Annotated in this window: 17 protein-coding genes and 1 pseudogene; 9 read left to right on the top strand and 9 right to left on the bottom strand. The window is 63.7% G+C overall.

The genetic code is table 11. The features are described from left to right. The first annotated feature begins 1 nt into the window (after window position 1). The 3 genes from purS (at window position 2) to purQ (ending at window position 1548) form a co-directional block, all read left to right on the top strand. Window positions 2–244 carry a phosphoribosylformylglycinamidine synthase subunit PurS gene (purS, locus tag AS156_RS03525; RefSeq protein WP_066500044.1) on the top strand — a complete coding sequence of 81 codons (243 nt, stop codon included), beginning with the start codon at window positions 2–4 and terminating at the stop codon, window positions 242–244. Window positions 245–329: 85 nt separating this feature from the next. Next, window positions 330–842 (top strand): hypothetical protein, encoded by a 513-nt coding sequence (locus AS156_RS03520; RefSeq protein ID WP_245312532.1) that lies wholly within the window; start codon window positions 330–332, stop codon window positions 840–842. 4 nt (window positions 843–846) lie between these two features. Beyond that, entirely contained in the window at window positions 847–1548 is a 702-nt protein-coding gene (purQ, locus tag AS156_RS03515; RefSeq protein ID WP_066500043.1) for a phosphoribosylformylglycinamidine synthase subunit PurQ, read from the top strand. Window positions 1549–1626: 78 nt separating this feature from the next. Here the strand turns inward: purQ and AS156_RS03510 are convergent, their stop codons facing one another. Then, on the bottom strand, window positions 1627–2610 hold the full coding sequence (locus AS156_RS03510; RefSeq protein WP_066500163.1) for a DMT family transporter: 984 nt from the start codon (window positions 2608–2610) through the stop codon (window positions 1627–1629). A 321-nt stretch (window positions 2611–2931) separates the two neighbouring features. Then, entirely contained in the window at window positions 2932–3630 is a 699-nt protein-coding gene (locus AS156_RS03505; protein ID WP_066500041.1) for a winged helix-turn-helix transcriptional regulator, read from the bottom strand. Window positions 3631–3822: 192 nt separating this feature from the next. Between AS156_RS03505 and AS156_RS03500 the strand changes: the two genes are divergently transcribed. Further along, entirely contained in the window at window positions 3823–4638 is an 816-nt protein-coding gene (locus AS156_RS03500) for a class I SAM-dependent methyltransferase (RefSeq protein WP_066500039.1), read from the top strand. A gap of 86 nt (window positions 4639–4724) precedes the next feature. Here the strand turns inward: AS156_RS03500 and AS156_RS03495 are convergent, their stop codons facing one another. Next, the gene (locus AS156_RS03495) at window positions 4725–5204 is read right to left on the bottom strand and encodes a PaaI family thioesterase (protein ID WP_066500035.1); all 480 of its coding nucleotides are present in this window, start codon (window positions 5202–5204) and stop codon (window positions 4725–4727) included. Window positions 5205–5366: 162 nt separating this feature from the next. Between AS156_RS03495 and purL the strand changes: the two genes are divergently transcribed. After that, window positions 5367–7574 (top strand): phosphoribosylformylglycinamidine synthase subunit PurL, encoded by a 2208-nt coding sequence (gene purL / locus AS156_RS03490; RefSeq protein ID WP_066500032.1) that lies wholly within the window; start codon window positions 5367–5369, stop codon window positions 7572–7574. A 108-nt stretch (window positions 7575–7682) separates the two neighbouring features. On the opposite strand, the gene AS156_RS03485 is transcribed toward purL, so the two are convergent. Next, on the bottom strand, window positions 7683–7943 hold the full coding sequence (locus tag AS156_RS03485; RefSeq protein ID WP_066500030.1) for a GlsB/YeaQ/YmgE family stress response membrane protein: 261 nt from the start codon (window positions 7941–7943) through the stop codon (window positions 7683–7685). Window positions 7944–8298: 355 nt separating this feature from the next. Between AS156_RS03485 and AS156_RS45895 the strand changes: the two are divergent. Then, window positions 8299–8484: pseudogene (locus AS156_RS45895) on the top strand (efflux RND transporter permease subunit); the annotation flags it as partial. On the opposite strand, the gene AS156_RS03475 reads toward AS156_RS45895, so the two are convergent. Then, window positions 8485–9669, bottom strand: coding sequence for an acyltransferase family protein (locus AS156_RS03475; RefSeq protein ID WP_066500026.1), 1185 nt, complete (start codon window positions 9667–9669; stop codon window positions 8485–8487). 195 nt (window positions 9670–9864) lie between these two features. On the opposite strand from AS156_RS03475, the gene AS156_RS03470 reads away from it, so the two are divergent. Next, window positions 9865–10038, top strand: coding sequence for a DUF1328 domain-containing protein (locus tag AS156_RS03470; protein ID WP_024582607.1), 174 nt, complete (start codon window positions 9865–9867; stop codon window positions 10036–10038). A 125-nt stretch (window positions 10039–10163) separates the two neighbouring features. On the opposite strand, the gene AS156_RS03465 is transcribed toward AS156_RS03470, so the two are convergent. Beyond that, complete coding sequence (locus AS156_RS03465) at window positions 10164–10523, bottom strand: DUF427 domain-containing protein (RefSeq protein WP_066500022.1); 360 nt, start codon at window positions 10521–10523, stop codon at window positions 10164–10166. A 183-nt stretch (window positions 10524–10706) separates the two neighbouring features. On the opposite strand from AS156_RS03465, the gene AS156_RS03460 reads away from it, so the two are divergent. Further along, on the top strand, window positions 10707–10943 hold the full coding sequence (locus AS156_RS03460) for a BolA family protein (RefSeq protein WP_066500021.1): 237 nt from the start codon (window positions 10707–10709) through the stop codon (window positions 10941–10943). A 24-nt stretch (window positions 10944–10967) separates the two neighbouring features. Beyond that, complete coding sequence (locus tag AS156_RS03455) at window positions 10968–12149, top strand: low temperature requirement protein A (protein WP_066500012.1); 1182 nt, start codon at window positions 10968–10970, stop codon at window positions 12147–12149. A gap of 16 nt (window positions 12150–12165) precedes the next feature. Here AS156_RS03455 and AS156_RS03450 read toward each other — a convergent pair whose 3' ends face one another. From AS156_RS03450 to egtB, 3 genes are all read right to left on the bottom strand, one after another. Then, entirely contained in the window at window positions 12166–12561 is a 396-nt protein-coding gene (locus AS156_RS03450; protein WP_066500009.1) for a DUF4345 domain-containing protein, read from the bottom strand. A 115-nt stretch (window positions 12562–12676) separates the two neighbouring features. Further along, a partial coding sequence (gene egtD, locus AS156_RS03445) for an L-histidine N(alpha)-methyltransferase (RefSeq protein ID WP_245312530.1) occupies window positions 12677–13566 on the bottom strand: 890 nt, incomplete at its 3' end. A 53-nt stretch (window positions 13567–13619) separates the two neighbouring features. Continuing rightward, window positions 13620–14885 (bottom strand): ergothioneine biosynthesis protein EgtB, encoded by a 1266-nt coding sequence (egtB, locus tag AS156_RS03440; protein WP_066500005.1) that lies wholly within the window; start codon window positions 14883–14885, stop codon window positions 13620–13622. Window positions 14886–15057 lie beyond the last annotated feature (172 nt).

The following is a 15057-nucleotide window of genomic DNA, read 5'->3' as shown; positions in this document are numbered from 1 at the left end:
CGTGAAGGCACGTGTCACTGTCACATTGAAGTCGGGCATCCTCGATCCGCAGGGCAAGGCGATCGAGGGCGCACTGAAGTCGCTCGGCGTCGACGGCATTGCCAGCGTCCGCCAGGGCAAGGTGTTCGACATCGAGCTCGCCGCGACCGACCAGGCCAAGGCGGAGGCCGCGCTGAAGGCCGCCGCCGACAGGCTGCTCGCGAATACCGTGATCGAGAACTACCGGGTCGAGGTTCTGAGCTGATCGGGCGAGCCAGATGACAACAGCCGCTCTCGCCGTTCCCGGCAGCAATCGTTCGTCCGTTCGATCGTCGTTGCTTGCGTTGCTCATGACTGCCGGGATTGGCGGTGCGTTGGCGCAATCACCGCCGGCGCCCGCGACAGCACCGCAGGCGCCGCCGGTTTCGATCAGCGGGTGGAGTTACAAGCTCGATCAGCGCAGCGGCTCCGATGTGCACGTCTTCCGCTGCGAGCAGCCGAGCTGTGGTGCGGGCTCCAAGGTGACCTATCGGCTCTATGCCGCCGACAATCCGATGACCCTGGACCAGTTCCGTGAGAGCCAGACCCAGATCATAAAGGCGCTGGAGCAGCGGAAGCCGGGACAGCGGATCACGCTGATCGGCGTCGATGGCGCCAAGGCGACCGCGCCGCGGATGTTTCGGGCACGGCGCCTGACGGTGACGCCAGACGGCGTCAGCGAATATCAAGTCAACGGCCTGCTGTTTGGCACGCGCGCCTCGGCCAGCCTGATCAGTTCGGCACGCGACGAGAAGGCCAGCAACGACAACTACGCAAAGTTCGCGGCCGCAGTTATGCATGTTCTAGCGCCTAAAACCCGGTGATCTCATGAAATCAGCCGTCCTCGTCTTCCCCGGCATCAACCGCGAGCGCGACATGGCGCGCGCGCTCAAGCTCGCCTCCGGCAACGAGACCGCGATGGTCTGGCACGCCGAGACCGCGCTGCCCAAGGGCACCGATCTCGTGGTGGTGCCCGGCGGCTTCTCCTACGGCGACTATCTGCGCTGCGGCGCGATCGCGGCCCGCGCGCCCGTGATGGACGCGGTGCGCGACTTCGCCGCCAAGGGCGGCCTCGTGCTCGGCGTCTGCAACGGCTTCCAGATCCTCTGCGAGTCCGGCCTGCTGCCGGGCGTGCTGATGCGCAACGCGGCACTGAAATTCGTCTGCCGCGACGTGCATATGCGGGTCGAGCGCTCCAACACGCCGTTCACCCGCGGCTACAATGCCGGCCAAGTGATCCGCGTGCCGGTTGCGCATGGCGAGGGCAACTACGAGGCGGACGAGGAGACGCTGAAGCGTCTCGAAGGCGACGGCCGAGTGCTCTATCGCTACTGCTCGCCCGAAGGCGTGGTCGACGAGGCCTCCAATTTCAACGGCGCCGCGAATTCGATCGCCGGCATCGTCAACGAGCGCGGCAACGTGCTCGGCATGATGCCGCACCCCGAGAACCACGTCGAAGAGATCATGGGCTGCACCGACGGACGCGGCCTGTTCGCAGGGCTGGTCCAGCATCACGAAAAGGCGGCGTAAGGCGCCGACGCGCTTTCTCGCGCGGCCTCGTCGAAATGCCGCGCGCTGCCGGCGTGCAATCAGAAATCGCCGCCGGCCCTATCCCCGCAGCCGGCCCAGTGCGCGCTTGATGACGTCGCCCGGCACGGTCATCGCGGCGACGCCGGCCATCACGAGCACAAGGCCGAGCGCCAGGTTCGACGGCACGGATTCCCCGATCAGCACGACCGACAGCGCCACGCCGATCGGAATGCGCAGGTAGGCCTGCGCGTTGGTGGCGAGCGTGCCGAGCCGCGTCAGGCACATGTAGAACAGCATCAGCCCGAGCGCGCTCGAGAATATCCCCATGGTGACGGTGGCGACCAGCGCCTGCGGCGTCGGATGCAGCGTCCAGGGGTGTTCGAGGATCAGCGCGGCCGGCAGCAGCACCGTGCCGCCGAACAGGAGCGAGCCGGCCGCCACCACCATCGGATCGTAGTCAGACAGGCGCAAGCCAAAGATCGTGGCGCAGGCAAACGAGACGGTGGCGAGCAGGATCGCGATCTCGGCTACGATCTCCTTGCCGAAGCCGCTGAGCGCATCGAGGCCGATGATCGCGACCGTGCCGGCGAGGCCGAGGATCGCCCCGAGCAGCTTGACGGGAGAAGCCGGCTCGTGCCGCGTGATCGCCCAGGTGATGAGGAAGGCGAAGATGGGCGTCGTCGAGGCCAGCACCACGGTGTGAGAGGCCTGCACGAATTGCTGCGCCCAGGTGATCACCAGGAACGGGATCGTCGAATTGATGGTCTGCTGGAACGCGAACAGCTTCCAGGCCTTCATGTCGGTCGGGACGCGGATGCCGCGGATGCGCAGCACGACGAGCAGGAAGAGGGCGGCGATCAGCGAGCGGGCCGAGATGAAGGTAACCGGCGGAATCGAGCCGAGCGCGATCTTGGTCAGCGGATAGGTCGAACTCCAGCAGCAGGCGAGTGCGAGCAGCAACGCATAGTCGCGCCAGCCGCGTACGGATGGTGCGGCTCTGGATGGAGTGGACGTTTGCACGGGAGCCGTCACGCCACCCGCTCTAGCTGTGCTCTTCGGCACCTTGATTGGCTCCCCGCGCGTTGGCGCGCTGGGCAACTGATACTTCGGGACTACAGCGGAGGCCAGCGGATAATCCTCCGTGCCGCGTGAGATGATCTCGATGCGGTGCAGGTCCGGCGGACGGTCGACAAGCCTGTTTACCGTGACGAGGAATTTGATCGTGTGGAGTGCGGCGAGGCGATCGGGAGTGGCATCGGCTCACTCGCAATTCTGTCACGCGGCATATCCGGGCGATGCGCATCGACGGCAATGTCAAATCGAGCCCTGTATCTTTCACACCGGCGAGGAGCGACAATGGGTGCCGCGCAATGTCGCCCGGCCTCAAGCAACCCTCTTCTCGCTTTTTGCGAAGATGCTGAGCTTCAACCACTTGCGCAGGTCGGCGGCGAGCTTCGGGTCTCCTGTCAGGATGAGCCGGCCCTGTTCGAACATCAGGCCGATGGCTGCATATCCGAGCCAGATCTCGGTCATCGTCCGCAGATCTGTTGACACATAAAGATCGACATCGAAGCCGGGATCGACGAGGCACAGATCAACTCTGTTGTCCGGCTCGACGATGAGCCAGTAATTTCGCTCGGACGATGGTCTGTCATTGAAGATGAACTGGATTGTATTGCGGCGAGGCGGCATTGGATCCGTGTTTATGTTCCGCCTGATATCCCACATCAGCAGATTGCCATCGAGATTCTTCAGCGTCGCCTCGGTCGTGACCCATCGATGTCCCCACATGCCGACCGCTTCGATGATCGGACGCAGCTCGTTTCCTGCTTCGGTGAGACGATATTCAAGTACGCCCGGCTCGCGTTCAGCGGCGGCGTGCACGACGATCCCGGCGGCTTCGAGATCCTTCAGCCTCTTGGAGAGAAGCGCAGGTGACATGCTGGGCAGTCCGCGTCGCAATTCATTGAAACGGTTCGAGCCCAGCACGAGCTCGCGCAGCACGAGAAGCGTCCAACGGGAGCAGATGATCTCTGCTGCCATCGAGACGGGACAGAACTGATTGTAGCCGCTGTCGGACATTGCAGCTTTCTCCGGCCATCACCCGCACGGCAAGAATGCTACGATCGGTCCAACGAGGCCAGTTCAAAATCTGTACCACCCAGATTCAGATCCTGAACTGGCCGCCTTTGCAGCCGCGATGAGATGCTCCACCCCGCTCGCAAGCTGCGGGTCCGCCTTCGGGCGGAGGTATCGAGGCAAAGGAGATCGCCTATGTCGGTTGCGACGCTACCCGTTGATTATACTGCCATCAAGCAACGCCAGCAGGCCGTCTGGACCGCGGGCGATTATGGAATTATCGGAACGACTCTTCAAATCGTCGGCGAGCGGCTCTGTGAGGCTGTCGATATGAACGCCGGCAGCTCCGTGCTCGACGTTGCAGCGGGCAACGGCAACGCGACCCTGGCCGCAGCACGCCGTTTTGCTCGCGTCACCTCCACCGACTATGTCGGCGCGCATCTCGATCGAGGCAAGGAGCGTGCCGCCGCCGATCGTCTTGCAGTCGACTTCCAGGTGGCTGACGCCGAAGCGCTGCCGTTTGCTGACGGCGCATTCGATGTGGCGCTGTCCACGTTCGGCGTCATGTTCACCCCAAACCAGGAGAAGGCGGCCGCCGAGCTCGTTCGCGTCGTTCGCAAAGGCGGCAAGATCGGGCTCGCCAATTGGACGCCGGATGGCTTTATCGGCCGACTTCTCAAAATCGTTGGAAGCTACGTGCCGCCGCCGCCCGGCATCAAGCCGCCGACGCTCTGGGGAACCGCGGCCCGCCTCGAAGAGCTGTTCCGAGGGCATGACATCAGTAGCTCCGTGCAGATCTTCACCTTCAGGTACGAATCTGCGGAGCACTGGCTTGAGGTCTTCCGTACCTGCTATGGTCCCGCGAACCGTGCATTCGCCGCGCTTGACGGCGAGAAGGCGGCTGGGCTTGAGGCCGATATACTCGACCTACTGGAACGGTCGAATTGGGGCCGCGGCGGTAGCCTCATTGTCCCCGGTGAATATCTCGAAGTCGTAATTGCGAGATCCTGACGTCGGATGGTAACCGCATCGTGGCCGGGCGAGCCGCTGCAAGGATTTCGATTCCTGGAGCCGCCCGGACTGCAAGGCGACACTTGTCAGGCACCGGCCTCTGCCGGCACCTTCCGCTTCACCCGCTTGATGGTGCCGGAAAAGGTGAACAGTGGCCGCTCGGCGGACGTCAGCATGCCCCGCACGAAGATCAGCGATCCGCCGGCGCGGGTGACTTCGCCGGCGCATTCGATGAGGTCTCCCTCGCGGGCCGCGTCAAGGAATTCCGAGGAAAACGACACCGTGACACCCGGGCCCTGGAGCACCGAGGCGGCGAGTGCGAACAGGCAGTAGTCCGCGAAGGTCATGAAGCACCCGCCGTGGACGTTGCCGGAGCCGTTGAGGTGCTTTTTGCCGACCCGGAACGCGCAGGTGATGCGGCCGTTCTCGTCCATGCGGTGGTAAAAAGGGCCGGTATGGGTCTCGAAATTGTCGCGTGTCCAGGTTCGCCAGCCGGCGAATTCGCCCTCGGTTTCGACGTGCAGGTCGGGGCGGCGGTTGAATGCGGTCTTGGCGAGCTCGTTCACGAAATCTGGGCCTTCATTTATCGGGTTTCGGTTCTTAAATCCGATCCATCCCCATTGTGCAAATCCCCTAGGGGCCGTCAGTCTCCGCAAAGCTCTGGACAGGCCGAAAATGCCCCGTAAAAGGCCTTTTCGCCCCCGTTCGATCTACCTATTAAGGGACCCATGAACGAGCCCCAAATCACCCCCGAACTCGTCGCCGCCCATGGGCTGAAGCCGGACGAATATGAGCGCATCCTGAAGCTGATCGGGCGGGTCCCGACCTTCACGGAGCTCGGGATCTTCTCGGCGATGTGGAACGAGCACTGCTCGTACAAGTCCTCGCGCATCCATTTGCGCGGCCTGCCGACCAAGGCGCCCTGGGTGATCCAGGGCCCGGGCGAGAACGCCGGCGTGATCGATATCGGCGATGGCCAGGCGGTGGTCTTCAAGATGGAGAGCCACAACCATCCGAGCTACATCGAGCCCTATCAGGGGGCGACCACCGGCGTCGGCGGCATTCTGCGCGACGTTTTCACAATGGGCGCGCGGCCGATCGCCTGCCTTAACGCTTTGAGCTTCGGTGCGCCCGAGCATCCCAAGACCCGGCATCTGGTGTCCGGTGTGGTTGCCGGTGTCGGCGGCTATGGCAATTCGTTCGGCGTGCCGACGGTCGGCGGCCAGGTGCGCTTCCACACCCGCTATGACGGCAACATCCTCGTCAACGCGATGGCGGTGGGCCTCGCCGATGCCGACAAGATCTTCTATGCGGCCGCCTCCGGCGTGAACATGCCGATCGTCTATCTCGGCTCCAAGACCGGCCGCGACGGCATCCACGGCGCCTCGATGGCCTCGGCCGAATTCGACGATGCCTCCGAGGAGAAGCGCCCGACCGTGCAGGTCGGCGATCCCTTCGCCGAGAAGCTGCTGCTCGAAGCCTGCCTCGAGATCATGGAAGCCGATTGCGTGATCGCGATCCAGGACATGGGCGCGGCCGGGCTGACCTGTTCGGCGGTCGAGATGGGCGCCAAGGGTGATCTCGGCGTCGACCTCGATCTCAGCGCCGTGCCGACCCGCGAGACCGGCATGAGCGCCTACGAGATGATGCTCTCGGAGAGCCAGGAGCGCATGCTCATGGTGCTCAAGCCCGAGAAGGAAAAAGAGGCCGAAGCGATCTTCCGCAAATGGGGGCTCGATTTCGCCATCGTCGGCTATACCACGCCGACCAAGCGCTTCGTCGTCAAGCACGGCGGCGCCGTGATGGCCGACCTGCCGATCAAGGAGCTCGGCGACGAGGCGCCGGTCTATGACCGTCCCCATGTCGCCTCGAAGGCGCTGCCGGTGATCCGCGCGCTGGACGTCAAGCCGCCGCTCGGCATTTCACAGGCGCTGGAGAAGCTGATCGGCACGCCGGAACTGTGCTCGAAGCGCTGGGTCTGGGAGCAGTACGACCACGTCATCCTCGGCAATACCGTGCAGCGTCCGGGCGGCGATGCCGCCGTCGTGCGCGTGCAGGACGGGCCGAAGGGCCTTGCGCTCACCGTCGACGTCACGCCGCGCTATTGCGAGGCTGATCCGTTCGAGGGCGGCAAGCAGGCGGTGGCGGAAGCCTGGCGCAACATCACCGCGGTCGGCGGCCGGCCACTTGCGATCACCGACAATCTCAACTTCGGCAATCCTGAGCGGCCCGAGATCATGGGCCAGTTCGTCGGCTGTCTGAAGGGCATCTCTGAAGCCTGCCGCACGCTGGACTTCCCGGTCGTCTCCGGCAACGTCTCGCTCTACAACGAGACCAATGGCCGCGGCATCCTGCCGACGCCCTCGATCGGCGGCGTCGGCCTGCTCGACGATTTCACCAAGTCGGCGACGCTGGCATTCAAGGCGGCGGGCGAGGCGATCATTCTGATCGGCGACGTCAAGGGCTGGCTCGGCCAGTCGGTTTACCTGCGCGACATCTGCGGCCGCGAGGAAGGCGCTCCGCCTCCGGTCGATCTCGCCACCGAGAAGCGCAATGGCGACGTCGTGCGCGGCATGATCCACGCCGGCACTGCGACCGCCGTGCATGACATCTCCGACGGCGGGCTGCTCATCGCGCTCGCCGAGATGGCGATCGCGAGCGGCATCGGTGCGCAGCTGCTGGCAGCGCCGAGCTCGATCGTGCCGCATGCCTACTGGTTCGGCGAGGACCAGGCGCGCTACATCGTGACTGTGCCAGCGGCGGACGCTGGTCTCGTGCTGGCGAAGATGAAGGGGGCAGGCGTGCCTAGCGCCAGAATCGGCACCACCGGCGGCGATGCGATCGCAGTCGCCGGCGAGCCGCCGGTCTCGGTCGAGACTCTGGCGCACGCGTTCGAACATTGGCTCCCGAACTACATGCGGGGCCCCGCCGTCTGATCCGCCGGGTCAGGCAACGCCACGTCAATGAAAGACAATCTCAATAGCGCGATGAACCCTTCATCGCGCTATTGTTTTTATTCAAGCACGATCCCGCGGATCGTGGCCCTAGGTTGCGCCGCGGATCGCGCGCCAGGCAAAGATGATGATGCAGGCGCCGATGAAGCCGGCGACGAGATAGCTGATCCACCCCCCGCCAAGCGACACGCCGACGAGACCTAACAGCCAGTTCGCCAGCGCCGCGCCGACGATGCCGAGGATGATGTTCATGATGATGCCGGTTCCCGACTTCATGATCATCTCGGCGAGCCAGCCCGCCAATCCGCCGACGATGATTGCCGCGATCCATCCGATTTGAGGGTCGTTCATCCCTGGGACTCCTTGAGGTCAGCAGTGCGGTCAGCATAACCGAGAATCACATGCCGGCATGTGTCATTCGTCAGGTTGTGCGCAGGTTGTCCGCCGCAGTAGAATCGTCAGTCCTGCCGCCCGCGCTTTTGCCGGCGCTCGGCGGCGGCGGTCAGGACACGGGGGCCGGGACCCTTGGCGCCCAGCCGGTCGTCGGGATTTTCGCAGCGGACAATCCGTCACCGACAGGAAGCCGCAGCCGATGCAGTTGAACAGCTTGTCGCGCAGGTCGGTGAGATCGTCGATCCGCTGCTGCAGCGTCTTGGTCCAGCCCAACATCGCGAGCTCCCACTCGTGCGGGCTCGGGGATGGCGGTGCCGATGGCGCCGGTGCGGCGAGCCGCTTTGCCATCGGCATCGTGGTGGTGATGGGGATGCTGATCGGCACGCTGTTCACGCTGCTCGTGCTGCCGACCTTCTACATCCTGATCGCACGCGACCATCGCGCCGTATCCGCACCGCGGCTGGAACGCGTGGCGGTGAGAGACGAGATCGCGGCCTGATCAGAGCACGTATTTCGAGCCGGGAATCTTGCGCAGCATGGCCGTGGCCGCCCAGCTCAGCGCCACGGTGGCGAAGAACGCGATCGCGGCCTTGGCAATCGCCGGCAGATCCATGTCGAACAGCCAGTATTGCAGCCACAGCACGATCGGATAGTGCACCAGGAACATGCCATAGGCATCGCCCTGCATGCGGTCGAGCAGCGTCGGCCCCGGGGCTTTCGATTGCAGGAAGTAGGCGAGGATCGCGAACAGGATCGAGGCGCTGAACAGCACATAGAAGCTGCCATAGATCGCGAGATACCAGCCCGGCAGCGGATCGGGATTCCCGATGACCTGGCGCTTGATGTAGATCATCACCCACATCATCGCATAGGGGATCAGCGTGATGCCGGTCCAGAACCAGCGCCTCTCGGTCAGCCGTCCGTGCGCGCTGAGCAGGCCGCCCTCGAGGTTTGCCGCCCCGATCCCCGCACCAATGAAGAAATAGGATGCGTACAGCAGCACGCGGCTCGCCTGCACCGAAAACGGTCCAAGCTCGAACCAGTAGTTCTGGCCATAATGCACCAGCATCGGCAGGTACACGGCGGCACTGACCACAATGAGGAACAGCCAGAACTTCGAGGGACGCTCAAATCCCTTGATCGAGAGACGGTTGATTGGCTCGAGCAGACGCGATGACACCCGGTACAGCACGCTCGCGGTCAGGTCGAAGACCATCAGGACCCAGACGAACCAGATCGGGCCGCTCGGCCACGGCCCGACCGTCATGGTCTTCCACCAGAACTCGGAGAAGGTCAGCCCCGGCGTCGCGCGCAGCGCGATCGCGTAATAGGCGATGGGAATCACGGTGAACGCGCAGATCACGAAGGGCAGGCCGAGCCGCAGCAATCGGTCGCGCAGGAAGATCAGCCACGGCTTGTGGCCGAGCCCGGGCCATACGAACAGCCCCGACAGGAAGAAGAACATCGCCATGAAGAAGCTGTCGGTGGCGAGCACCACGCAGTCGAAGCCGATCCACGACGTCGGATCGGTGTGCCCGAAATAGGTGTAGGGGATTACCGAGTGGTGCAGCAGCACGACCAGCGTCAGGAACGTGCGCGCGCGGTCCAGCGCGACATTGCGCGCGTGAGCCTTCGGTGCGGCCTGGATGTCGACGGTCGGAGCGGCGTGAGCAATCGACTTCATGGGACCCCCAGCCGGGTGTGTGACCGGATGTTGCAACCGGCGACCCGATTCAGCAAGGCCCGTTTGTCCCGATTCCGTGGCGTCGAGGTCCATCATCTGCGCGTATCTGTTTTCGTTTTAGGAACGGTGGTCGTTCGCGGACGTTGTCGCGACGACTGGTGGGCGCGCATGGCGCGCGGTTTTGAGAGGCAAGTAATGACTATTTTGAAGTGGGCGCTGATCTTCCTTGTCGTATCGATTATCGCGGGCCTGTTGGGCTTCACCGGCATCTCAGCCGCCTCCGCCGACATCGCGCGCTTCCTGTTCTATGTTTTCGTCGTGATCTTCCTGGTGCTTCTGATACTCGGGCTGACAATATTCAGGGTGTAGCGGATGTCGTTGTCCCAACCTCAGCCGTCATTCGGGGGACGCGAAGCGTGACCTCAGATGCGCAATTGCGCACCTGAGGTTCGATGCTAGCGCATCGCCCCGGAATGACTTTGGGCTAGATTCGTCTAGGCGACTTCCTCGATCTTCACCTTGTCGGGGTAGAATGCCAGGTGACCAGTGATCTCGGTCATGGCCGGGAACGGCGTCTCATAGGTCCAGATCGCGTTGTCGAGCGTCTTGCCGTTGGCCTTGATGCTGAAATAGTTCGCATCGCCCTTGTACGGGCAGTGCGTCGTCCGCTCGGTGCGGGCCAAAAGCGCCATGTTGGCGTCCTGGCGCGGGATATATTGCACGGCGGGATAGCTCGCTTCCTTCAAGGTCAGCGCATGGGTCGTCTCGGCGATCACGACGCCGTCTGCGGTCACGCGGACGCGCTTCGGGTTGGCCGTGATCGTGATCGGATGGTCGGGGCCGGGGAGCTTCATGGTTCTGCGCCCTTTCTGGTCATTTCGACGTGATTGCTTGTGACCGATTGATGCAGGTTTAAATCGCTGGGAATGGGAATATAGTGTTGCGATGGATGACCTAGAAGACCACTGGCGCTAGGTTTTATCTGCATGGCTGGCAACCCGGCCATGATTCGAATGACCTGATGGAGGTGGACTGGGATGCCGATGGACGCCCGCGATATCGAAAAGATGATCAAGGCCGCGATCCCGGACGCCGAAGTAACGATCCGTGATCTGGCCGGCGACGGCGACCACTACGCGGCCACTGTTATTTCAGAGTCTTTCCGCGGCAAATCCCGCGTGCAGCAGCACCAGATCGTCTACCAGTCGCTCAAGGGGCAGATGGGCGGCGTGCTGCACGCGCTGGCGCTGCAGACCGGCGTGCCGGAAGGCTAGGTCCGGCGGCCGGAGGCCTGACCGATGGTGGATAATCCGCGCGGCGCGATGTTTCGCGTCATCGTGCCGAACGAGCACAGCCGCGTCACCAATGCCGAGCTGTTTTTCGACCTCGTCTTCGTCTTCGCCGTCACGCAGCTGTCGCATACGCTGCTGCACCATTTCACCCCGCTCGGCGCGGTCCAGGTCACGCTGCTGTTCCTCGCGGTCTGGTGGGTGTGGGTCTACACCACCTGGGTCACCAACTGGCTGAATCCCGAACTGACGCCGGTTCGCATCCTGCTCTTCCTGCTGATGCTGGGCGGGCTCGTGCTGTCGACGTCGATTCCGACGGCGTTCGATGGGCGCGGGCTGTGGTTCGCCGCCACCTATGCGGTCATGCAGACCGGGCGGACCCTGTTCTGGCTGCTGGCGACGCCACGGCATCAGACGGCGGTGCGCCACAACGCGATCCGCATCCTGACCTGGCTGTCCTGTTCGGGCGTGCTCTGGATCATGGGCGGGCTGTCCGAGGGCAATACGCGGCTGTTTCTGTGGATCGCGGCGCTGGTGATCGAATATGTCGCGCCGGCGGTGCGGTTCTGGACACCGAAGCTCGGCTTCTCATCGATGGAGGCCTGGGCGGTCGAGGGCGGCCATATGGCCGAGCGCTGCTCCGCGTTCATCATCATCGCGCTCGGTGAGGCCATCGTGGTCGACGGCGCGACCTTCGCTGATCTGACCTGGACGCCGGAGAATGTCGCCGCCTTTGTTTCCGCCTTGGTCGGCAGCATCGCGATGTGGTGGATCTATTTCCACAAGGGCGCAGAAGCCGGATCGGAGATGATCTCGAAATCAGCCGAGTCCGGGCGCGTGGCGCGGATCGCCTATACCTATCTGCATATGCCGATCGTCGGCGGCATCATCCTGACTGCGGTGGCCGACGAACTGGTGCTGAAGCACCCGACCGGGCATTTCGACCTCAAGATCATCGTGAGCTCGATCGGCGGTCCCTTGCTGTTCCTGGTCGGCACCATCCTGTTCAAGCATGTGATCCGCAATTTCCTGCAGCTCTCGCACTGCTTCGGCATCGTCGCGCTCGCTGTCACCGCCTATTTTGCGAGCGAGATGTCGCCTTTGGTGCTCTCGATCGTCACCACCGCGATCATGATCGTGGTCGCGGCATGGGAATCGATCTCGCTGGGGTCCGCGGCGGTGGAAGAGTAGCTGAGCGCGATCCGTTTCACTGGCGGCTCGCGATCGCCACCCGATGCTGCCAGTAGACGAACAGCGGCGCGCCGATCAGCTCGAGCGCGGTGAAGCCAATGAACGGAAGCGGCGGCGCGCCGACCAGCAGAATCGAGAGCAGCCGGCCGATGCCACCGAGAAAGATGGCGCCCCAGATCACGCGAAACAGCACGGTCTGGCTTTCGATGCGTGGAACCAACCAGAGCATGGCAAGACCGAGACCAAGCCAGGTGCCGCCGAAGAAGCGCAGATTGCTGTCCAGCACCGGCAGGGCGGGGATGTCAGCCGAGGCGTAAAGCGGATCGTGCACGCCCAGCATGGTGATGAGCCCGGTCAAAACCGGCACCAGGGCAAGCAGGGCTGTCACGATTTGCAGCGGCCGCTTGCCCATGACCGTTTTCCGATCTCGCGCCGGTCCCGGTCTAGTCCGCGACTAGCGCATGCACCGAGAACATCCTGTCGGGGTCGGTCCAGCTGTCCCGCACCTGCCAACCGGAGCCGCGGGNCGGGCGAGCGCCGAGAAGCGCTCGAGGCTGTACTTGTAGCTGTTCTCGGTGTGAATGCTCTCGCCCGGACGGAACGCGAAGTTGTTGCCGAGGATACGCACGGTCTGCGCCTTGCGGCTGATCAGGTGCATCTCGATGCGATGACGATCGCGGTTGTAGATCGAGCGGTGCGTGAACCCCGACAGGTCGAAATTGCCGCCGAGCTCGCGGTTGATCCGCGCCAGCACATTCATGTTGAAGCGCGCGGTGACGCCGGCTGCATCATTATAGGCGTCATACAGCACGCGCTCGTCCTTCTCGAGGTCGACACCGATGATCATCTGCGCGCCACGGCCGAGAATCTGGCGTGCGCTGCGCAGGAAGGCGGCGGCCTCACTCGGCTCGAAATTGCCGAGCGTCGAGCCGGGGAAGAAGCCGACCTTCGGCATGCCGGCGACGGCGTCAGGCAGGGCGAACGGCGTGGTGAAATCGGCTGCGACCGGATAGATGCCGAGATCGGGGAAATCCTTGCGCAGCCCGTCGGCCTGCGCATTGAGGAAATCGCCGGAGATGTCGACCGGCACATAGGCGCCGAACTCGCAATGTTCGAGCAGCAGCCGCACCTTGGTGGTCGAACCGGCGCCGAACTCGACCAGCGCCGCACCTTGCGGGATGATCGCGGCGATCTCGTCGCCGCGATTGCGCAGTATGCCGAGCTCGGTGCGGGTCGGATAATATTCCGGCAGCACCGTGATCTGCTCGAACAGCTCCGAGCCCGTGGCGTCGTAGAAATATTTCGGTGACAGCCGTTTCGGCTGACGCGCGAGATCGCCGATTACGTCGCCGGCAAACGCAGCGGTCGCTTCGTTGAACGGATACACTTTGGCCAAAGCGGCGGCATGCACATTCATAGTACTCTCCCGAACGCGCTTACCGGCGCGCTATTGATGTCGACAGGACCCAATCAGGCGTAGTCTGCGAGGCGTAACCCCGTGAATTGCCAGCGATGGAAGGGATAGAAGAAATTGCGATAGGTGACGCGGCTGTGTCCGGCCGGCGTCGCCAGCGACGAGCCGCGCAGCACGAGCTGGTTGACCATGAACTTGCCGTTGTATTCGCCGAGCGCGCCCTCGATTGCGCGATAGCCCGGATAGGGCGAATAGGAGCTGCGGGTCCACTGCCAGACGATGCCGTAGGCATCATTGAGCTGGCCGGTGCGGGCGGCGACCTCCCACTCCATCTCGGTCGGCAGATGCTTGCCGGCCCAGCGCGCGAAGGCGTCGGCCTCGTAGTAGCTCACATGGCACACCGGAGCCTCGAGGTCGATCGGCTGCAGGCCGCCGAGCGTCATGATCTTCCATTCGCCGTCGATCTCGCGCCAATGTCCGGGCGCGCACCAGCACTCGTTGTTGACGACGGCAAAGCCGTCCATCAGCCACAGCGTCGCCGTCGCATAGCCGCCGTCCTTCATGAAGGCGAGCCATTCGGCATTGGTGACGAGATTTTTGGCGAGCTTGACCGGACCGACGAGCGCACGATGCGCAGGCTTCTCATTGTCGAAATGGAAGCTGTCGTCGCCATGCCCCACGGTGTGGATGCCTTCGTTGAGCGAGACCCATTGCTCGGCTCCGCGATTGGATGCCGGGAAACGCCAAGCCGGATCGTAGGCCGGCGGGATCGGGTTCTGCGCAAACGCATGCAGGATGTCGGTGAACATCAATTCCTGATGCTGCTGCTCGTGATTGAGCCCGACCTCGACCAGCGGCACCAGCGCCCGCAGCTTTTCTTCGCCTGCGGTTTGGAAGAACTTGACCACCTCGGCATCGACATGGCGACGGTAGGCGGTGACTTCATCGGCGCTCGGCCGGGTCAGATGGCCGCGCTGATGGCGGGCGTGCCGCGGACCGGCGCTGACGTAATAGGAATTGAAGAGATACGCGTAGTCCGGATGGAACGGCGTGTAGCCGCCGACATGCTCTCCGAGCAGAAACTGCTCGAAGAACCAGGTCGTATGGGCGCGGTGCCATTTGGCGGGGCTCGCATCCGGCATCGACTGGATCAGCTGGTCTTCGGGGGACAGCGGCGCGGCCCGGCGCTCGGTCTCGTCACGGACCGCAAGGTAGGCATCCACCAGTCGCTGGGCCAAGGGCCCAGACGGGGACCCGGACTCGGAAATCAGCGACGGGGTAGCGGTGGCTTTGGCGGCCGCAGCAGAGGCTGGTTTCGTCACGATGGTCTCCGGTTCTTGAGGAGAACGTTGCTTCGGCGAACTGGTTCCTGACGGACAGTTCGTCCTAGATAGGGGCTACCGTTCAGGAAAAAAGCCTCCCGCGGCGATTATATGAGTCCCGTCAGACTATGGCCGGTCCCGGGGGCGCCGTCCGGCCCCCGCCGCATGCCAG

The sequence above is a fragment of the Bradyrhizobium macuxiense genome (assembly GCF_001542415.1).
Lineage (GTDB): Bacteria > Pseudomonadota > Alphaproteobacteria > Rhizobiales > Xanthobacteraceae > Bradyrhizobium > Bradyrhizobium macuxiense.
This window is presented reverse-complemented; position numbering and strand designations above follow the sequence as displayed.